The 18672-nt window shown below is 71.3% G+C and carries 15 protein-coding genes; 6 read left to right on the top strand and 9 right to left on the bottom strand.

The window, feature by feature from the left end; all coding sequences use genetic code 11:
- Positions 1 to 352 precede the first annotated feature (352 nt).
- From ACZ4UV_RS00610 to ACZ4UV_RS00595, 4 genes are all read left to right on the top strand, one after another.
- Positions 353 to 1801: an alkaline phosphatase PhoX gene (locus ACZ4UV_RS00610; RefSeq protein ID WP_467835075.1), complete on the top strand. Its 1449-nt coding sequence runs from the start codon at positions 353 to 355 to the stop codon at positions 1799 to 1801.
- 448 nt (positions 1802 to 2249) lie between these two features.
- Positions 2250 to 3839 carry a TROVE domain-containing protein gene (locus ACZ4UV_RS00605; RefSeq protein ID WP_467835073.1) on the top strand — a complete coding sequence of 530 codons (1590 nt, stop codon included), beginning with the start codon at positions 2250 to 2252 and terminating at the stop codon, positions 3837 to 3839.
- A 106-nt stretch (positions 3840 to 3945) separates the two neighbouring features.
- Positions 3946 to 4593, top strand: a complete 648-nt coding sequence (locus tag ACZ4UV_RS00600; protein WP_467835070.1) for a GntR family transcriptional regulator — start codon at positions 3946 to 3948, stop codon at positions 4591 to 4593.
- Positions 4594 to 4607: 14 nt separating this feature from the next.
- Positions 4608 to 5624 carry a 1-aminocyclopropane-1-carboxylate deaminase gene (locus ACZ4UV_RS00595; RefSeq protein WP_451016329.1) on the top strand — a complete coding sequence of 339 codons (1017 nt, stop codon included), beginning with the start codon at positions 4608 to 4610 and terminating at the stop codon, positions 5622 to 5624.
- 44 nt (positions 5625 to 5668) lie between these two features.
- Here the strand turns inward: ACZ4UV_RS00595 and ACZ4UV_RS00590 are convergent, their stop codons facing one another.
- On the bottom strand, positions 5669 to 6502 hold the full coding sequence (locus ACZ4UV_RS00590) for an alpha/beta fold hydrolase (RefSeq protein ID WP_467835066.1): 834 nt from the start codon (positions 6500 to 6502) through the stop codon (positions 5669 to 5671).
- Positions 6503 to 6611: 109 nt separating this feature from the next.
- Between ACZ4UV_RS00590 and ACZ4UV_RS00585 the strand changes: the two genes are divergently transcribed.
- Complete coding sequence (locus ACZ4UV_RS00585; protein WP_467835064.1) at positions 6612 to 8930, top strand: helix-turn-helix domain-containing protein; 2319 nt, start codon at positions 6612 to 6614, stop codon at positions 8928 to 8930.
- Positions 8931 to 9075: 145 nt separating this feature from the next.
- Here the strand turns inward: ACZ4UV_RS00585 and ACZ4UV_RS00580 are convergent, their stop codons facing one another.
- Complete coding sequence (locus ACZ4UV_RS00580) at positions 9076 to 10524, bottom strand: MFS transporter (RefSeq protein WP_451016332.1); 1449 nt, start codon at positions 10522 to 10524, stop codon at positions 9076 to 9078.
- A 159-nt stretch (positions 10525 to 10683) separates the two neighbouring features.
- On the opposite strand from ACZ4UV_RS00580, the gene ACZ4UV_RS00575 reads away from it, so the two are divergent.
- Positions 10684 to 11250, top strand: coding sequence for a TetR/AcrR family transcriptional regulator (locus ACZ4UV_RS00575; RefSeq protein WP_390038407.1), 567 nt, complete (start codon positions 10684 to 10686; stop codon positions 11248 to 11250).
- Positions 11251 to 11284: 34 nt separating this feature from the next.
- On the opposite strand, the gene ACZ4UV_RS00570 is transcribed toward ACZ4UV_RS00575, so the two are convergent.
- From ACZ4UV_RS00570 to ACZ4UV_RS00540, 7 genes are all read right to left on the bottom strand, one after another.
- The gene (locus ACZ4UV_RS00570) at positions 11285 to 12484 is read right to left on the bottom strand and encodes a TerD family protein (RefSeq protein ID WP_467836439.1); all 1200 of its coding nucleotides are present in this window, start codon (positions 12482 to 12484) and stop codon (positions 11285 to 11287) included.
- A 71-nt stretch (positions 12485 to 12555) separates the two neighbouring features.
- Positions 12556 to 13545: a zinc-dependent alcohol dehydrogenase family protein gene (locus ACZ4UV_RS00565; RefSeq protein WP_451016334.1), complete on the bottom strand. Its 990-nt coding sequence runs from the start codon at positions 13543 to 13545 to the stop codon at positions 12556 to 12558.
- Positions 13542 to 14387: a carbohydrate ABC transporter permease gene (locus tag ACZ4UV_RS00560; protein ID WP_451016335.1), complete on the bottom strand. Its 846-nt coding sequence runs from the start codon at positions 14385 to 14387 to the stop codon at positions 13542 to 13544. Before ACZ4UV_RS00560 ends, ACZ4UV_RS00565 begins: the two co-directional genes overlap by 4 nt.
- Complete coding sequence (locus tag ACZ4UV_RS00555) at positions 14384 to 15319, bottom strand: carbohydrate ABC transporter permease (protein WP_451016336.1); 936 nt, start codon at positions 15317 to 15319, stop codon at positions 14384 to 14386. The genes ACZ4UV_RS00560 and ACZ4UV_RS00555 overlap by 4 nt, the downstream gene beginning before the upstream one ends.
- Complete coding sequence (locus tag ACZ4UV_RS00550) at positions 15316 to 16683, bottom strand: ABC transporter substrate-binding protein (RefSeq protein WP_467835060.1); 1368 nt, start codon at positions 16681 to 16683, stop codon at positions 15316 to 15318. Before ACZ4UV_RS00550 ends, ACZ4UV_RS00555 begins: the two co-directional genes overlap by 4 nt.
- 75 nt (positions 16684 to 16758) lie before the next feature.
- Positions 16759 to 17529 (bottom strand): DeoR/GlpR family DNA-binding transcription regulator, encoded by a 771-nt coding sequence (locus ACZ4UV_RS00545; RefSeq protein ID WP_390038419.1) that lies wholly within the window; start codon positions 17527 to 17529, stop codon positions 16759 to 16761.
- 296 nt (positions 17530 to 17825) lie between these two features.
- On the bottom strand, positions 17826 to 18635 hold the full coding sequence (locus ACZ4UV_RS00540) for an NAD-dependent epimerase/dehydratase family protein (RefSeq protein WP_467835055.1): 810 nt from the start codon (positions 18633 to 18635) through the stop codon (positions 17826 to 17828).
- Positions 18636 to 18672 lie beyond the last annotated feature (37 nt).

The raw sequence follows: 18672 nt of genomic DNA, 5'->3' as shown, positions 1-18672 counted from the left end.
TGTCCGGCTGAGCGCCGTCGCGGCGGGAAAAGAGGATGCGGCGGGGCGCGGTGTCGTGGTGCGCGCCGGTGGGATGGGGCGTGTGGGTGGTTGGGCACCGCCGGGTGCCGCCGTTTGGGCTGAGCGCCGTTGCGGCGGGAAAAAGGATCAGCCCGGAGGAGAAGTCGTCGCCCTCTGCGGGGTGTTCTTGGGGCGGCCTTTGGGGCGGCGTGGGGCGGGGATTACGGATTCATGGAAGAGACGGTCGTGATGTCGCCCTGTGTTCAACCGGTGTTCAGGGGCGGCCGGGAGCGTGTGCGCCGAATTGAGGTTCGCCACCCTCCACGGCACTCCGACCGTCACAGGAGACACCATGTCGCTCACCCGCAGGGACTTCGCCGCGAAATCCGCGATCACCGGTGCCGGTGTCGCGCTGGCGGGCAGCGTCGGCGCGCTCGCCACCGCCCCGAACGCCCTCGCCGCCACCGAGACCGAAGCCGCCGACGCGGCGCACGGGCACGGGCACGGCGGCGTCGGCTACGGGCCGCTGCTGCCCGACCCCGACGGCATCCTCGCGCTCCCCGCCGGCTTCAGGTACCGCGTCATCACGTACAGCGGCAGGACCAAGCTGGAGTCGGGTGAGTTCACCCCCTCCAACCACGACGGCACGTCCACCTTCGACGGCCCGCGCGGTGCCACCCTCCTCGTCAACAACCACGAACTGGCCGGCCCCCGCGCCAACTGGGAGTACCCGGTCCCGCTCACCGAGGGGCTCGTCTACGACCCGGCCGCCGCCGGCGGCTGCACCGTCGTCGAGGTCCGCCCCGGCGGCCACGTCGCCGAGTGGGTCGGCATCGCCGGCACCGCCACCAACTGCGCGGGCGGCAACACCCCGTGGGGTACCTGGCTGACCTGCGAGGAGACCGAGGACAAGGCCGGCACCAACGGCTTCACCAAGGACCACGGCTACGTCTTCGAGGTCGACCCCGAGGACCGCCGGGCCAACCGGAACCCCGAGCCCGTCAAGGCGCTCGGCCGCTACGCCCACGAGGCCGTCGTCGTCGACCCCAAGCGCGGCCACCTGTACCTGACGGAGGACGCCTCCAACCCGAACGGCCTGCTCTACCGCTGGACCCCGCCCGAGCACTTCCACCACGGCCGCGGCAAGCTGCGCACCCTCGCCGACGACGCGGGCACGCTCCAGGCGTTCAAGTGCTTCGACTCCGGCGGCCAGTTCGTCGACGACCTCTCCCGGGCCACGAAGATCGGCACGGTCTACGGCGTCGACTGGGTGGACGTCCCGGACCGCGACGCGAGGACCACCTCGGTCCGCAAGCAGTTCACCACCGGCCAGGTCACCCGCGCCCGCAAGCTGGAGGGCATGTGGTGGGGCGACGGCGGCGTGTACATCGTCTCCTCGTACGCCCGCGCGGAGAGCCCCGTCCAGCACGACGGCTCGGTGTGGTTCTACGACCCCAAGCGCCGCACCCTCACGCTCAAGGTCCGCATCGGCGTCAACCCGGACCCGTCCGTGGAAGGCAACTTCGACGGCCCGGACAACATCACCGTCTCCCCGTACGGCGGTCTCGTCATCGCCGAGGACGGCGAGGGCCTCCAGCATCTGTTCGGCGCCACCGACAGCGGCCGCACCTACCCCATCGCCCGCAACGAGCTGAACATCGGCACCGAAGAGGAGCCCGAGTACAGCGAGTTCACCGGCGTCACCTTCTCGCCCGACGGCCGGACCCTGTACGCCAACATCCAGACCCCGGGCATCATGCTCGCCATCACCGGGCCCTGGAAGCGCCAGCAGCGCGGATAGTTAATTCACTCGCTCGGCCCGCGGACCGCCTCCTGAAGTTGTGCACGTCCAGGTGCGAAGGCAGGACCTACTTCCACTCATAATGGGGCGGCCGCGGGTTCGAGTCCCGCCACCGGTACAACGCGCCGGTGTAGCTCAGGGGTTAGAGCACCTACGTCGGTTCCGCCGACTTCGATCTCTGGACACCGAAAACTTCATGCACCTCCCGGTGCGTGTTCTTGATCTCGGGAGGCGCAGCTCATGGTGGGTGTCCGGTGCGCAGGCAGCGGTTACTTCAGGTTCTGGTCCCCGAAAGGGGGTGCGGGTTCGATTCCCGTCATCGGCCCGGGGCCGATGTGGCGAAATGGCAGACGCGCCAGGTTATGGTCCGTCGCCGATCCCTGAACTCGGACGCCCTCCTTCTGCTGCGCCTCCTCCGAAACTCCAATGAATTCGGGGGGAATTCACCATGGTGCGATTCAACACCAAGGCGGCCCGGGCGCAGCCCACTTCTCGGGTCACCTCGACGGGGCGGATCCTCCGTACCTACGAGGGCGGCCGCGGCCGGGAGCGGGACGCGCGGTCCGAGCTCTTCCTGCTCGCCGTCGCCAACTTCGTCTCGCAGCAGACCTTCTACGAGACCGACGCCGACCGCGACGACCGGTTCGCCACGCTCCTGCGTGAGCTCGCCGTCACCGACCCGGCCTGGACGGCGGGTCTGCTCGGCTGGCTGCGCGGCGAGGGCAACATGCGGACCGCCTCGATCGTGGGCGCCGCCGAGTACGTGCACGCCCGCCTGACCGCCGGGGCCACCGACGGCCCCTCGAACCGTCAGGTCGTCGCCTCCGTGCTCCAGCGGCCCGACGAGCCCGGCGAACTGCTCGCCTACTGGACGGCGACGTACGGCCGCGCCGTTCCCAAGCCCGTCAAGCGGGGGATCGCCGACGCCGTACGACGGCTGTACCACGGCAAGTCGCTGCTCAAGTACGACACCGCGTCCAAGGGATACCGCTTCGGCGACATCCTCAACCTGGTGCACGCGGCGCCGGACCCGGACAAGCCGTGGCAGGGTGAGCTGTTCCGGTACGCGCTGGACCGGCGGCACAACCCCGACACCGCCGTACCGCCCGCGTCGAGCCCGGTGCTCGGCGCCCACCGAGAGCTGATGGCGCTGCCCGTCGGGCAGCGGCGCGCGGTCGTCACCGGGCCCGGTGGCGCCGAGCGGCTCGCGGCGGCCGGTCTCACCTGGGAGGCGCTGGCCGGCTGGCTCCAGGGCCCGATGGACAAGGCCGCGTGGGAGGCGGTCATCCCGTCCATGGGGACGATGGCGCTCGTCCGCAACCTGCGGAACTTCGACGAGGCCGGCGTCTCGGACGAGGTCGCGGCCTCGGTCGCGGCCCGGATCGGCGATCCGGCGGAGGTGGCGCGGTCGCGGCAGTTCCCGTTCCGGTACCTGGCCGCGTACCAGCACGCGCCGTCGCTGCGCTGGTCGTACCCGCTGGAGCAGGCGCTCGGCCACTCGCTGGCCAACGTGCCCGCGCTGCCGGGGCGGACGCTGGTGCTCGTCGACCGTTCGGGCTCGATGTTCTACTCGCGGCTGTCCGAGCGGTCGGAGCTCAACCGGGCCGACGCGGCGGCGATCTTCGGCACGGCGCTCGCGCTGCGGGCGGCGGACGCGGACCTCGTCGAGTTCGGTACGACGAGCAGGCGGCTGACGTTCGGCAAGGGCGAGTCGGTGCTGAAGGTCCTGGACCGCTTCGGCGACCTGGGCGGCACCGACACCACCTCGGCGATCCGCGCCCACTACCGGGGGCAGGACCGGGTGCTGATCGTCACCGACGAGCAGTACGCGTTCAACCGGCACGGCGACCCGACCCAGCAGGTCCCGGCGCACATCCCGGTCTACACCTGGAACCTGGCCGGCTACCGGGCGGGCCACGGCCCGTCCGGCACGGGTAACCGCCACACCTTCGGCGGCCTCTCGGACGCGGCTTTCCGGATGGTGCCGTTGCTGGAGGCGGCCCGGGACGCCGCCTGGCCGTGGGAGACGGCGGCCTGAGGGCCGCCTTCCGAACGTGACCCGCACCTTCACGGGGGGTGCGGGTCACACCCCTGCCCGTCGCCCCCTTGCCCTCGCCCTTCACTGATATCTAACATTTCAGTTCATGGAGGCCCTGCGACCCGTCCCCCGCACCCTGCTCCGAGACCGCGCCTATGCCGCGATCCGGGACGCCATCGTCGCCGGTGAGATCGAACCGGGCGCGGTGGTGCGCGACGCCGAGCTCGCCGAGCGGCTCGGGCTGTCCCGGGCGCCCGTGCGGGAGGCGTTCGCTCGCCTCGTCGACGAGGGTCTCCTGGAGAGCAAGCCGCAGAGCTACACCCGGGTCACGCCGGTCGTGGCCGCCGACGTACGGGACGCGGCGGCCGTGGTCGGCGCCATGCACGAACTGGTCACCCGCGCCGCGGTACCCCGGCTGCGGGACGCCGACCTGGATCTGATGCGGGTGTCCAACGTCCGGTTCGCCGCCGCCGTAAAGGCCGGTGACGTGGACGGGGCCCTGCGCGCCGACGACGAACTGCACGACGTACTGGTCCGGGTGGCCGGCAATCGCGCGGCCGCCGCAACCGTCGCCCGCTACACCCCGCTCATCCGCCGCCTGGAGCGCCGCCGCTTCGGCGAGGGCGGCTCCTGCCGCTCGGCCGGACTGCACGACCGGCTGATCGAGGCCTGTGCCGCCGGTGACACGGAGGCGGCGGTCCGCATCACGGCGGACATCTGGCGCAGCCTCGCAGAACTGGCCGACCCCGACTGACCCCAGGAGCTCCCATGTCCCTCTCCTCCTACGACCGTTACCCCCTCCTCTTCGGCCCGTCGCCCGTGCATCCGCTGGAGCGCCTCACCGCCCATCTCGGCGGTGCCACGCTGTGGGCGAAGCGGGAGGACTGCAACTCCGGGATCGCGTACGGCGGGAACAAGACGCGCAAGCTGGAGTACCTGGTCGCGGACGCGCTCGCCAAGGGCTGCGACACCCTCGTCTCCATCGGCGGGGTGCAGTCCAACCACACCCGCCAGGTCGCCGCCGTGGCCGCCCGCGCCGGGCTCAAGTGCGTGCTGGTGCAGGAGAGCTGGGTGGAGTGGCCGGACTCGGTGTACGACAAGGTCGGCAACATCCTCATCAGCAGGCTGGCCGGCGCCGACGTACGCCTCGTCCGCGCCGGGTTCGGCATCGGCTTCAAGGAGAGCTGGGAGCTGGCGCTGCGCGAGGTCGAGGAGTCCGGCGGCAAGCCGTACGCCATCCCGGCGGGCGCCTCCGACCACCCGCTCGGCGGTCTCGGCTTCGCGGGCTGGGCGTACGAAGTCGCGGAGCAGGAGCAGCAGTTGGGCGTCTTCTTCGACACGGTGGTCGTCTGCTCGGTGACCGGGTCGACGCAGGCCGGCATGGTCGCGGGGTTCGCCGCGCTGGAGGAGGCGGGCGGCCGCGAGCGCCGGGTCATCGGCATCGACGCCTCGGCCAAGCCCGCCGAGACCCGCGAACAGGTGGCGCGCATCGCCCACCGGACCGGACAGCTGATCGGACTGAAGCGGGAACTGACCGTCGAGGACGTCGAGTTGGACGAGCGCTACCACGCAGGCGTCTACGGCATCCCGGACGACGCCACCCTGGAGGCGATGCGCCTGGCCGCCCGCACGGAGGGGATGGTGACGGACCCGGTGTACGAGGGCAAGTCGATGGCGGGGATGATCGACCTGGTCGAACGCCGCGAGATCGGCGCCGACTCCACCGTGCTCTACGCCCACCTGGGCGGGCAGCCGGCGCTGAACGCGTACAGCGCGCTCTTCTAGGGGATCGCTTCCAGGGCTGTTCCGGTAGCGGGCGAGCGAGAACCCTACTTGGCGAGGAACGACAGCAGCGCGGCGTTCACCTCTTCGGCATGCGTCCACAAGAGGCCGTGCGGGGCGCCCTCGATCTCCACGTACTCGGCCGACGGCAGCAGCGCGTGGAACGGACGCCCGGTCGCATCGATCGGCAGGATGCGATCCCCGGTGCCGTGCAGGATCAGCGCCGGGACGTCGACCTTCGCCACGTCGGCGCGGAAGTCGGTGATCCACGTCGGCACGCAGGCCACGGACGCGTGGGCGGAGGTGCCGGCCGCCACGTTCCAGCTGTTGCGGACGGCCTCCTCGCTGATCCGGCTGCCCAGCGTCTCGTCCAGGTTGTAGAAGTCCTGGTAGAACGCGGTGAAGTAGGCGTACCGGTCCTTGCCGACCGCGTCCAGGATGCCGTCGAAGACCGCCTGATCCACACCGGTCGGGTTGTCGTCGGTCTTGAGCAGGAAGGGCTCGAGCGAGGCCAGGAAGACCGCCTTGGCGACCCGGCCGGAGCCGTACCTGCCCAGGTAGCGGCCCACTTCGCCGGTCCCCATCGAGAAGCCGACCAGGACCGCGTCCGTGAGATCGAGCGTGGTGAGCACCTTGTCGAGGTCGGCGGCGAAGGTGTCGTAGTCGTAGCCGGTGGTCGGCTGGGAGGAGCGGCCGAAGCCCCGGCGGTCGTAGGTGACGACGCGGTGTCCGGCCCCCAGCAGGACCGGAAGCTGCTTCTCCCAGGAGTGGCCGTCGAGCGGGTACCCGTGGATCAGCACGATGGGCTGTCCGGTTCCGTGGTCCTCGTAGTAGAGCTCGATCGGTGCGCTGTTCTCTTCGCCAACGGTGATGTAAGGCATTGCGGTTCGGCCTTTCTCGGGTTCGGAGCGTCCAGCACACCACTGGTGCGGGACCGCAGCCAGGCAGAACTGCAGGCGGAAGTAGAGAGCGCTTGTTCTAATTGTCGTGATGACCAGACTTTCCCCATCCGATATGTCCCACGGCGCCACCGCCTTCGGTGCGATGCTGCGTTCCCTGCGCCGGGCGGCGCGGCTGACCCTGGAGGAGTTGTCGCAGGCGTCCGGCGTCAGCGTCCGGGCGCTGGGCGACATGGAACGCGGCCGCAGCCGTGGGCCCCAGCGCCGCACCGTCGACGCGCTCGCCGCCGCCCTGAAGCTGGACCGCGAGCAGTCGCAGCGGTTGCAGCGGCTGGCCGAGGCCGGCCGGGAACGGGGCGGTCCGGCCGCGCCGCCGTATCTCCTGCGCACAGTCCCGGACTTCACCGGACGGGAGCAGGAACTGGCCGATCTGGAGGCGCTCGCCCGAGGCGCCGGCGCCCGCGCGGTGGTCCTCTTCGGGCCGGGCGGACAGGGCAAGACGACCCTCGCCGCGCAGGCCGCGCGGCGGCTGGGAGAGCTCTTTCCGGATGGCTCTGTCAGTGTGCAACTGCACGGCATGAGCGACACACCGCTGTCCGCCGCCGAGGCACTGGTCCTGCTGCTGACGGGGCTCGGGCATCCGCCCGACCGGATCCCGGTGGACCCGGTGGCGCGCGAGGCCGTCTACCGGGCCACGCTCAGCACCCGGCGGGTGCTGGTCGTCCTGGACGACGCGGCCGACGAGGCACAGGCCAGGCCGCTGCTGCCGGACGCGGAGGGCGGTTTCGTACTCGTCACCAGCCGACGCCCGCTGACGGGGCTGGAGGGCGTACGGCGCATCCGGCTCGGCGCTCTCAGCGGCAGGGAGTCGGTGACACTGCTGGAACGGATCCTCGGCACGCCGCGCACCGACGGCCAGTCGGAGGCGATCGGCCGGCTGGCGGAACTGTGCGGGCATCTCCCGCTGGCCCTGCGGATCGTCGGCAACCGCCTCTCCAGCCGCCCCGCCTGGACTCCTGCCCGGCTGGCGGAGCAACTCGCAGACGAGGAACGGCGGCTGGGCACCCTGGTCGCGGGCGACCTGGCCGTACGCGGCGCGCTCGCCCTGTCCTACCGCCAGCTCACCGCTCCCCGCAGGCTGCTGCTGCGCCGGCTCACCCTGCTCCCGGGCCATGACACCGGCCCCCGCCTCGCTGCCGTACTCACCGGCGACGACGACCCGATCGCGGTTCAGGACGCCCTCGACCTGCTGGTCGAGCGGGGCCTGCTGGAGGAGACCACGCCGGGCCGCTACGCGTTGCACGATCTCGTACGACTCTTCGCGCGTGAGCGACTCCAGGACGAGGAGCCGCCGTTGTCGGCCGAAGCAGCCGCCCTGCGCATGGCGGACTGGCTGCTGCGGTCGGCCTCGGCGGCGGGCCGCTGGTTCGAGGCACCCGGCGCGCCCGAGTCGTGGCCGGGAGCCGTCCCCGCCTTCGCACCCGTGTCAGCCGAGGAGGCGGAGGAGTGGCTCAGCACCGAACGCGCCCACTGGGTGGGCGCGTTGCGGCTCATGTGTGAAGCGGAGCGGTACACGGAGATCCTGCACGCGGCGCGGACGTTGTACTGGTTCTCCGACCGCTGGGACGCCTGGCCCGAGTGGCGCACCGTGTTCACCTACGGCGTCCGCGCCGCCGCCGCGCTCGGCGACCGGGCGGCCGAGGCCCACCAGCTCAACTGCCTCGCCTGGACGTACTCGGTGCGCGGCGGACCGTACGAGCAGGCCGAGGAACACGCGCGCCGTGCGCTGGAGTCGGCGACCCAGGCCGGTGACACCGGCCAGCAGGCCTGGGCCTGGGTCTACATCGCCGGTGCCGCCATGTACCTGGACCGGCCCGCGGAGGCGGCACGGGCGGCCGGGGACGCCGTACGGCTCTTCGAGGCGACCGGTGATGGGGCCGGGCTGGCGGTTTCCCGCCGGCTGCTGGGCAGCGCCCTGCGGGAATCCGGCCGCGCGGAGGAGGCGTTGGCCGTCCATCAGGGCCTGCTCGGGACGGACGCGGGGGACGTGCCCGGTTTCCAGGAGTTCGCGCAGGCGATCCTGCGGCATGAGATAGCCCGTGACCTGCTGGCCCTTCGGCGCTGGTCCGATGCGGTGGAGGCGTATCGGACCGTCATCGCCCCGGCCACCCACGGCGGCACGGACCGCTTCAAGGCCCGTGCCCTCACCGGCCTCGCCACCGCCCTGGAGCACTGCGGTGACCCGGCCCGGGCCCGCGCCCAACTCATCGAGGCGTACCGGCTGTTCAGCTCGGTCGGTGACACGACCGCCGCGGAACGGACAGCGGCCTCGCTCGAGCGCCTCGCGGCCCGTGCGGTTGACGCAGATCATTCGGTCGTCGCGGACAACGCCGACGGCCCTGGCGGCTAGGGGCGCGCGGGTCACCGCACGGCGAGCGGGTGGCGGCTCTGGGCGTCCGAGCAGCGGAATGCGGGCCCCTGCGTCGGCTCGGCTCGCCCAGGCTGAGAAGGATCACCCGGGCGGGACCTGACCACGCGGTGACGAAGATGCAGGTCTATGCGTGTCGCCGCCGCGGGCTCGTGATCACGAACCCCGCCACCAGCCACGCGGCCACCGCGACCAGCGACCCGATGCCGAAGGCGCGGGACGCGCCGTGGGTGAGGATGTCGGCCGGAGTGCCGGTGGCGTGCCGGGTCGCCGTGCCGTACACCGTGACCAGGACCGCGAGTCCGAGGGTGCCGCCCAGCCACTGCAAGGTCTGCAGCAGACCGGACGCGGCACCCGCCTCCCGCGGCCCGATACGGGCGAGGATCGTCGCGTTGAGCGGCATGAAGCTCAGGCCGACGCCCACGCCGAGCAGCAGCAGCGGACCGAGCAGCCCGGTGGCGTAGCCGTCGCCGGGCCGCAGCCGCCACAGCCAGCCGCCGGCGGCGACGAGCAGGGCGATGCCGGTCAGCAGCACCGGCTTGGTCCCGAAGCGGGCCAGCAGCTTCGGCAGCAGGCGCACCATCGTGAACATGGCCAGGGTCATGGGCAGGAACGCGAGCCCGGCGCGCAACGGGCTGTACTCCAGGACCTGCTGGCAGATGAGGGTGAGGAAGTAGAAGGCGCCGAACATGCCCGCGGGCAGCAGCATGAGGGTGAGGTAGCCACCCGCCCGGTCCCGGTCGGCGAACAGCCGCAGCGGCATGATCGGCTGGCCGGTCCGGGACTCGATCAGGGCGAAGCCCGACAGCAGCGCAGCGGCGCAGCTGAAGCCGAGCAGGGCCCTGATGTCGGTCCAGCCGTCCTCGGAGACCCGGATGAACGCGTACACCAGGGAGGTCATCCCGGCCGTACCGGTCACCGCGCCCGCGAGGTCGAAGCGGCCGGCGTGCCGCGGGGTCTCGGCGACGAACCGGGGCAGGGCCGCGAACAGGGCGATGCCGATGGGCACGTTGATCAGCAGGGCCCAGCGCCAGGAGGCCCACGAGGTGAGCATGCCGCCCAGGACCAGGCCGACGGAGCCGCCGATGCCGGCCACGGAGGAGTAGACGCTCAGGGCGTGATGACGGCGCGGGCCCGGGGGGAAGTTGGTGGTGATCAGGGCCAGGGTGCTGGGCGCGATCAGCGCGGCGCCCACGCCCTGCAGCGCCCGTGCCGTGAGCAGCCAGCCGCCCTCCGCGGCGACCCCGCCGAGCAGCGAGGAGAGCGCGAACAGCAGCGCTCCGGCGCCGAGCGTACGACGGCGGCCGGCGATGTCGCCGACGCGCCCGCCGAGCAGCAACAGGCCGCCGAAGGCGAGGGTGTAGGCGTTGAGCACCCAGGACAGGCCGGTGCGGCTGAACCCCAGGCCCCGCTGGATGTCGGGCAGCGCGACGTTGACGACGGTGGAGTCGACGCCGACCATCATGTAGGCGGTGACGATGACGAGGAGGGCGGTGCCGAGCCTGGCGGGGTGCGCGGAGTCCGGCGGGGCGTCGGCTGCGGTGGACGGGGCGGACGGGCTGGACGGGGCGGACATGAGGTTCTCCCGGTCTGTGCGTCCCCGGCACGGGGCATGGGCAGGTACGGGCAGGCGGACTGCCCGGAGCACGTCGAGCACACGCGATAAGCGGGGACTGTCTCCGTTTAGTGTTCGATAAGATACGGAGAGAGTCCCCGGTTCGCAAGGAGTAACTGGATGACGCAGGTCAGGCCCATGCGCGCGGATGCCCGCCGCAACTACGAGCGGCTGCTGAAGGTCGCCGTCGAGGCCTTCGCCGAGCATGGGGAGAACGCGTCGCTGGACGACATCGCCAAACGGGCGGGCGTCGGCTCCGGCACGCTCTACCGGCACTTCCCGACCCGGCAGGCGCTGCTGGAGGCCGCGTTCGTGGACCGGCTGGAGGGGCTGGCCGCGAAGGCCGACGAGTTCGCCGCGGAGCTTGCGCCGAGCGCGGCACTGACCGAGTGGCTGAACGAACTGTGCCTGGCCACCATCCAGGTGCGCGGCCTGAAGACGCTGCTGGGCTCGGCCGTCACGGACGGCAGCTCCGCCACGGTCACGGCCTGCGGCGTCACGGTCCGCGGCGCGGCGACCCGCCTGGTGGACGCGGCGAAGGAAGAGGGCACCCTGCGCCCGGACATCGAGCCGATCGAACTCCTGCGCCTCGCGCACGGGCTGGCCACGGCCTCGGAACTGGCCAACGGGCAGGGCAAGGAGATCCGGCGCTATCTGTCACTGCTCACGGAGGGGTTGCGGCCGTAGCGCCCACAGCCGCACACCCGTCGCCGGACTCGGGTCAGAGCGCCTCCGCCCCCGGCTTCACCATGTTCCGTACCGTCCGCGCCTTCACGAACGAGCCCATCGCGGTCATGTCCCACTCGCCGGAGAACTGCCGGACCAGCTTCGCCATCATCACGCCCGTCTGCGCCTCGGCGTTGGTGAGGTCGAAGCGGACCAGCTCCTCGCCGGTCGCGGCGTCCAGCAGACGGCAGTAGGCCTTGGCGACCTCCGTGAACTTCTGGCCGGAGAAGGAGTTGACGGTGAAGACCAGGCCGGTGACCTCCGGGGGGATCCGGCCGAGGTCCACCGCGATCACCTCGTCGTCGCCGCCTCCCTCACCGGTGAGGTTGTCGCCCGAGTGCTTGATCGCGCCGCCCAGGATGGACAGCTTGCCGAAGTAGCAGCTGTCGACATGGTCGCGCTGCGGGCCGTACGCGATGACCGACGCGTCCAGGTCGATGTCCTTGCCCCGGAACGCCGGCTCCCAGCCCAGCCCCATCATGACCTGGGAGAGCAGCGGGCGGCCGCCCTTGACCAGGGACACGGTCTGGTTCTTCTGGAGGCTGACCCGGCCCTTGTCGAGGTTGATCTTCCCGGTGCCCGGGGCGGGGGCGGGCGGAGCGGACGGGGCCGGGGGAGCGGCGGGCGGGGCCACCACCGTGGGCGCCGTCGGCTGGGGCGCCGTCGGCTGGGGCGCCGTCGGCTGGGGGGCGGCCGGGGCCGGTTCCTCCACCGTCACGCCGAAGTCGGTGGCGATGCCGGCCAGCCCGTTGGCGTACCCCTGGCCGACCGCGCGGGCCTTCCACGCGCCGTTCCGCAGGTAGATCTCCACGACCACCAGGGCCGTCTCCGTGCCGAGCTGCGGAGGCGTGAAGGTGGCCAGCACCGAGCCGCCGTCCGCATCGCGGATCGTCGCCGTAGGCTCGATGCCCTGGAAGGTCTGGCCCGCCGCGTCCGGGCTGGCCGTGACCACGATCTTCTCGATGCCCGGCGGGACCGACGCGGTGTCGACGATGATCGCGTCGGGTGCCGTGCCACCGCCCGAGTGGTAGGTCACGCCCGCGCCCGCCGGCTGGTTGTAGAAGATGAAGTCGTCGTCGGAGCGCACCTTGCCGTCGCCCGTGAGCAGCAGGCCCGACACGTCGAGCCGCACGGGGGCGGCGACGTCCACCGCCACCCGGGAGACCGGAAGAGGGATGTTCGAGCCAGGGGTCATAGCTGTCATGCCGGGTGAACGAACGACCTGGCTTTACCGTTCCCTTAAACTTCCACGGCACCACAACTCTTCTACGGCACCACCACGATCTTCCGCCCCACGCCCGACGCGAACTGCTCCAGCGCCTGCGGGTAGCTGTCGAGTGGCAGCCGGTCGCTGATGAAGACCTCCGGATCCAGGACCCCGTTCGCGAACAGCTCCGCCGCGCGCTCGTAGCTGTGCAGGACGGCCATGGAGCCGGTGATGGTGATCTCCTGGTTGTAGATGCGGTACGGGTCGATCGTCACCCGGGTCGCGTAGTCGGCGACGCCGAACTGGAGGAACGTGCCGGCCTTGGCGACCCGGCCCAGGCCGTCCTGGATCGCCGCCGCGTTCCCGGTCGCGTCGATCACCACCTCCCAGCCCCGCGGCCGGTCCAGTTCGTCCGCGTTCGCGGCGGTCGCCGAGACGCCCAGCCGCCGGGCGGTCTCCAGGCGGGCCGGGTTCAGGTCGACCACGTCGACACTCGCCGCGCCGGTCCGCTTGGCCAGCTCCAGCATCATCAGGCCCATGGTCCCCGAGCCGTAGATGAGCACCTGCGCGCCCAGCCTCGACTTCAGGACGTCGTAGCCGCGCACCGCGCACGACAGTGGTTCTACCAGGGCCGCGTCCTGGGTGCGGACGTGCTCGGGGAGCTTGACGCAGTTGGCGACGGGGGCGACGGCGTACTGCGCGGCGCCGCCGGGTACCGTCACGCCGATCGCGGCCCACCGCTCGCAGAGGTTGTTGTGGCCGTCCCGGCAGTAGCGGCACTCGTAGCAGTACAGGGACGGGTCGACCGCGACCCGGTCGCCGATCGCCACCTCGGTCACCTGGGAGCCGACGCCGACCACCTCGCCGGCGAACTCGTGGCCCGGCACGATCGGCAGCTTGGGCGCGAACTCGCCCTGGAGGATGTGCAGATCGGTCCCGCACAGCCCGCACGCGGCGACTTCCACCACGACCTCGCGGGGGCCGGGTGTCGGGTCGGGGACCTCGGTGACGACGGCACGGCCCACGGACTCGATGACGGCGGCCTTCATTTCACGGCTCCCAACGACAGGCCCTGGACCAGCTTGTCCTGGGCGGCGAACCCCGCGGCGAGCACCGGCAGGGAGACGACGAGCGACGCGGCGCACACCTTCGCCAGGAACAGGCCCTGGCTGGTGATGAAGCCGGTCAGGAAGACGGGGGCGGTCTCGGCGACGACGCCCGTCAGGACCCGGGCGAAGAGAAGTTCGTTCCAGCTGAAGATGAAGCAGATCAGGGAGGTCGCGGCGATGCCGGGCAGGGCGATCGGGGCGACCACGCGCGCGAGGATCGTCGGCAGGCGGGCGCCGTCGATCTGCGCCGCCTCGATCACCGCGACCGGGACCTCGGCGAGGAAGGACTGCATCATCCACACCGCGATCGGCAGGTTCATGGAGGTGTAGAGGATGACCAGGAACCAGATGTTGTCCAGCATCCCGGTGTTCTTCGCGAACAGGTAGATCGGCAGCAGGCCGGCGACGACCGGCAGCATCTTCGTGGACAGGAAGAAGAACAGGACGTCCGTCCACTTCTTCACCCGCCGGATCGACAGCGCGTACGCCGCCGGGAAGGCCAGGACGAGGACGAGGAGGGTGGAGACGATCGAGGCGACCGCCGAGTTGACCAGCGCCGGCCAGGGGCTCGCGCCGCCGCCCGCGCCGAAGAACTCGCGGTAGCCGTCCAGGGTGAGGGCGGCGCCGAAGGAGGGCGGGTTGGTCGCCGCGTCCGCCTCGGAGTGGAAGGACGTCAGCGCCATCCAGGCGATGGGGAAGAAGAAGACGATGCCGACCAGCCAGGCCACCAGGCCGATGCCGAGGCCCCGGTGCTGCCGGATACGTGGGGCGATGGTGCTCATGCGCGGGACACCTCCTCGCGGAACAGGGACGACACCACGCGCAGGGCGAAGGTCGCGATGATGATCGAGCCGATGACCACCAGGACGCCGGCGGCCGAGGCGAGGCCGTTCTCGTGGGCCTGGTAGAAGCTCTGGTACACGGTGTAGGGGAGGTTGGCGGTGCCCAGGCCGCCGGAGGTGATCGTGAAGACGGCGTCGAAGTTCTGGACGATGTAGATGCAGCCGAGCAGGGCACCGAGTTCGAGGTAGCGGCGCAGGTGCGGGAGCGTCAGATGGCGGAAGATCTGCCATTCGTTCGCGCCGTCCACGCGGGCGGCCTCGATCTGCTCGGGGTCCCGGCTCTGCAGCCCGGCGAGCAGGATCAGCATCATGAACGGCGTCCACTGCCACACCAGGGCGGCCTCCACGGCCAGCAGCGGGGTGCCCGAGATCCAGTCGGGCTGCGGCCCGCCGACGTAGTGCAACAGGCCGTTGAGCAGGCCGTACTCGGGGTTGTAGAGGACGTGCTTCCAGAGCAGGGCGGCGGCCACCGGGACCACCAGGAACGGGGCGATCAGCAGGGTGCGGACGACGCCCCGGCCGCGGAACCTGTTGTTCAGGAGCAGCGCCAGCGCGAGGCCGAGGACCAGGCTGACCAGGACCACGGTCACCGTGAGCAGCACGGTCGTCCAGACCGAGTGACGCAGGTCGGCGTCGGTCAGGACCTGGCGGTAGTTGTCGACGCCGGCGAAGTGACGGGCCTTCGGGTAGAGGGCGTTCCAGTCGAAGAAGGAGATGACCACCGTGGCCACGAAGGGCAGCTGGGTCACGACGATCATGAACACCAGGGCGGGCAGCAGGGGGGCCCGGGTGGCCCAGGCGCGCAGGCGGGCGGAGGGCGGCCGCGAGGCGCGCACGGGTGTCGCTGCGTAGGGGGCTGTCGTCGCGGTCATCGTCCCTCGTACTCCTTGGAGATCTTCTCGGCGAGCTGCTGGGACTTCTCGAGGGCCGAGTCGACGGACTGCCGTCCGGCGATGGCCGAACTGATCTCCTGGGAGACCTTGGTGCCGAGATCGGTGAACTCGGGGATGTCGACGAACTGGATGCCGGGCGCGGGCCGCAGCTGAACGCCGGGGTCGTTCGGGCGGGCGCCCTCGATGGCCTCCTTGGTCATCTCCTGGAAGGCGGCGGCCGACTTCACGTAATCGGGGTTCGTGTACGTCGACGCCCGCTTGCCCGCCGGGACGTCGGACCAGCCGCTGGTCTCGCCGACCAGCTGCTCGTACTGCTTGCTCGACGCCCAGGAGACGAACTTCCAGGCCTTGTCCGGGTTGCGGGAGGCCTTCTGGATGCCCCAGGCCCAGGTGTAGAGCCAGCCGGCGGACTTGGTCTGCTCGACAGGCGCCGGAGCGTAGCCGAGCTTGCCCTTGACCGGGGAGCCGTTCGCCTCCAGGAGGCCGGCCGCGCTGGTGGCGTCGTACCACATGGCGACCTTGCCCTGGGTCATGTTGTTGAGGCACTCGGCGAAGCCTGACTGCGGGGCGCCGGACTCGCCGTGTGCGCGGACCAGGTCGACATAGAACTTCGTCGCCTTCTCGAAGCCCGACCCGGTCAGCCGGGCCTTCCAGTCCTTGTCGAACCAGGTGCCCCCGAAGGTGTTCACGACCGTGGTCAGCGGTGCCATCATCTCGCCCCAGCCGGGCAGGCCGCGCAGGCAGATGCCGCGCATGCCGGACTGCGCGCCGTCCGCCTTGGCGGCGAGGTCGGCGACCTGCTGCCAGGTGGGGTGGGCGGGCATCGTCAGGCCCTTCGCCGCGAACACGTCCTTGCGGTACATCAGGAACGACGACTCGCCGTAGAAGGGCTCCCCGTAGAGCTTGCCGTCGTCGGCGGTCAGGGACTCGCGCATCGGCTGCAGGATGTCCTGCTGGTCGAAGCCCGGGGTCTTCGCGACGTACGAGTCCATCTCGTGCAGCCAGCCGTTGCGGGCGTAGACGGGTATCTCGTAGTTGGACAGGGTGGCCACGTCGTACTGGCCGGCCTGGTTGGCGAAGTCCTGGCTGATCTTGTCGCGGACGTCGTTCTCGGGCAGGACGGTGAAGTTGACCTTGATGCCGGTCTCCTTGGTGAAGCGCGGGGCGAGCTTCTGGAGTTCCGTCATCTGGGGGTTGTTGACCATCAGCACGTTGATCGAGTCGCCGCCGGAACCGGACCCGCCCGCACCGACCCAGCAGCCGGAGAGCAGCGGGGCGAGCAGCGTCCCTGCGGCGGCCATGGCGAGGGTGACTCGCGGCCTCCGTCGGCTCGGGGTTCGCATGGATCGCTCCTGGAGGAATCGTGATATATGGGGCAGTGGTGGGTGTGGAAGGCCCTCGGAGGGGGCGGTGGTGGGTCAGACCCGGATGACCTGCGGGCCCAGCAGGGAGTAGCGGTGGGCCTCGGCCGTGGGGAGCAGGGTGCTCGTCACGATCGCCTCCAGGGCGCCGATCTCGGCGAAGCGGCAGAAGCTGACGGCTCCGAACTTGGTGTGCACGCCCGCGAAGACCGTCCGGCGGGCGGCCCGTACCGCCTGCGCCTTGACCTCGCTGACGGCGGGGTCCGGGGTGGTCAGCCCGTGTTCGCGCGAGATGCCGTTGGCACCGATGTAGGCGAGATCGAGAACGAAACCGGCGAGCATCTTCGTCGTCCAGTGGTCGACGGTCGCCAGCGTGCCGGCCCGGACCCGGCCCCCCAGCAGCAGGACCGACATGTTCTCGGTCTCGGCCAGCGCTCCCGCGACCGGCAGCGACGCCGTGACCACGGTCAGCGGCCGGTCCGTCGGCAGCGACTCGGCGATGAGCTGGGGGGTGAAGCCCTCGTCGACGAAGACGGTCTCGGCGTCGCCCAGCAGCTCGGCGGCGGCCGACGCGATCCGGCGCTTCTCCGGGACATGGCTGGTCGACCGGAAGGCGAGCGTGGTCTCGAAGCCGGCGCTCTCGACGGGATACGCGCCCCCGTGGGTGCGGCGCACCAGGCCGTGGTCCTCCAGGGCGCGCAGGTCGCGCCGGATGGTCTCCTTGGCCACGCCCAGGGCGTCGGCGAGCGCGGTGACGTCGACGGAGCCCGTGGCACGCGCGGCCCGCACGATCTCGCGCTGGCGTTCTTCCGCCGTCTGCGTGCTCATCCCGTCACCCACTTCCTCGTGGAACCGCACGGAGCCGCGTGGGGCCGCGTGGAGCTGCCCGTTCGGGCCATGCAGCAAGTTCTACAGCGGGTGTGCGGGGCTGACCAGGCCTGTTGCGGGCCCGATACTGCCCGTGTGTGCCCGTTTGCCGGGCGGAGTGCCCGCCTCGGACCTGCGCGGCTGCCGCGGGAGGGGTGGGAGCGGGCGGCCCGGATGCCCGAACACGGCGGCGGGCGGGCCCGTTCGGTGCCCGCCCGCCGCCGTGGGTGACCGTTTTCCGCCGCCCGGCGTGCTGCTCAGTACGGCCAGACGGGCGGGTCGTCGACGAAACGGCCGCCGAGGTGGGTGTGGGCGGGCTTCTCCGGGTCCAGTTCGCCGTGCTCGGCGATCAGCTTCGCGGCGAACTGCTCGGAGTCGTCCTGCGGCTCGTAGCCGAGCGTCCGCGCGGTGCTCAGGTCCCACCACAGCCGGGTGTTGGCGGAGGAGCCGTAGACGACGGTGTGGCCGACCTCCTCGGCGGTCAGCGCCGCGTGGAAGAGGCGGGCGCCGTCGGCGGGGCTCATCCACACCGAGAGCATCCGTACGTCGGCCGGTTCCGCGAAGCAGGAGCCGATGCGGACGGAGACCGTCTCCAGGCCGTGCTTGTCCCAGTACAGCTGGGCGAGGTCTTCGCCGAACGCCTTGGACAGGCCGTAGAAGGTGTCCGGGCGGCGCGGGGTGTCGACCGGGATCAGCGGGTCGCCCGCGGTCGGTGCCGGGGTGAAGCCGACGGCGTGGTTGGAGGAGGCGAAGACGATGCGCGGCACGCCGGCCTCGCGGGCGGCCTCGTACAGGTTGTAGGTGCCCTCGATGTTCGAGCGGAGGATCTTCTCGAAGGGCGCCTCCAGGGAGATCCCCGCGAGGTGCAGGACCGCGTCCACCCCTCGTACGGCCTCCCGCAGCGCGTCCCTGTCGCCGAGATCGGCGGTGATCGCGTCCGGTTCGCCCTCGACCGGACGCACGTCGAACAGGCGCAGCTCGTAGCCGTACTCCGGGAGCAGGGACCGCATCAGGGTGCCGAGTCCGCCGGCGGCACCGGTGAGCAGTAGCGTGCGGGGCGTGGGCATCCACGGTCTCCTTGGATCGGTGCCGGTCGCGTCCGTG

This window comes from Streptomyces sp. NPDC028289 (assembly GCF_055565975.1).
Note: the sequence above shows the minus strand (reverse complement) of the source record. Positions and strands in the feature narration are given on the sequence as shown.

Coding starts and splice junctions, on each gene's coding strand:
- ACZ4UV_RS00610 (WP_467835075.1), top strand. CDS start 353: ATGTCGCTCACCCGCAGGGACTTCGCCGCGAAATCCGCGATCACCGGT.
- ACZ4UV_RS00605 (WP_467835073.1), top strand. CDS start 2,250: ATGGTGCGATTCAACACCAAGGCGGCCCGGGCGCAGCCCACTTCTCGG.
- ACZ4UV_RS00600 (WP_467835070.1), top strand. CDS start 3,946: ATGGAGGCCCTGCGACCCGTCCCCCGCACCCTGCTCCGAGACCGCGCC.
- ACZ4UV_RS00595 (WP_451016329.1), top strand. CDS start 4,608: ATGTCCCTCTCCTCCTACGACCGTTACCCCCTCCTCTTCGGCCCGTCG.
- ACZ4UV_RS00590 (WP_467835066.1), bottom strand. CDS start 6,502: ATGCCTTACATCACCGTTGGCGAAGAGAACAGCGCACCGATCGAGCTC.
- ACZ4UV_RS00585 (WP_467835064.1), top strand. CDS start 6,612: ATGACCAGACTTTCCCCATCCGATATGTCCCACGGCGCCACCGCCTTC.
- ACZ4UV_RS00580 (WP_451016332.1), bottom strand. CDS start 10,524: ATGTCCGCCCCGTCCAGCCCGTCCGCCCCGTCCACCGCAGCCGACGCC.
- ACZ4UV_RS00575 (WP_390038407.1), top strand. CDS start 10,684: ATGACGCAGGTCAGGCCCATGCGCGCGGATGCCCGCCGCAACTACGAG.
- ACZ4UV_RS00570 (WP_467836439.1), bottom strand. CDS start 12,484: ATGACCCCTGGCTCGAACATCCCTCTTCCGGTCTCCCGGGTGGCGGTG.
- ACZ4UV_RS00565 (WP_451016334.1), bottom strand. CDS start 13,545: ATGAAGGCCGCCGTCATCGAGTCCGTGGGCCGTGCCGTCGTCACCGAG.
- ACZ4UV_RS00560 (WP_451016335.1), bottom strand. CDS start 14,387: ATGAGCACCATCGCCCCACGTATCCGGCAGCACCGGGGCCTCGGCATC.
- ACZ4UV_RS00555 (WP_451016336.1), bottom strand. CDS start 15,319: ATGACCGCGACGACAGCCCCCTACGCAGCGACACCCGTGCGCGCCTCG.
- ACZ4UV_RS00550 (WP_467835060.1), bottom strand. CDS start 16,683: ATGCGAACCCCGAGCCGACGGAGGCCGCGAGTCACCCTCGCCATGGCC.
- ACZ4UV_RS00545 (WP_390038419.1), bottom strand. CDS start 17,529: ATGAGCACGCAGACGGCGGAAGAACGCCAGCGCGAGATCGTGCGGGCC.
- ACZ4UV_RS00540 (WP_467835055.1), bottom strand. CDS start 18,635: ATGCCCACGCCCCGCACGCTACTGCTCACCGGTGCCGCCGGCGGACTC.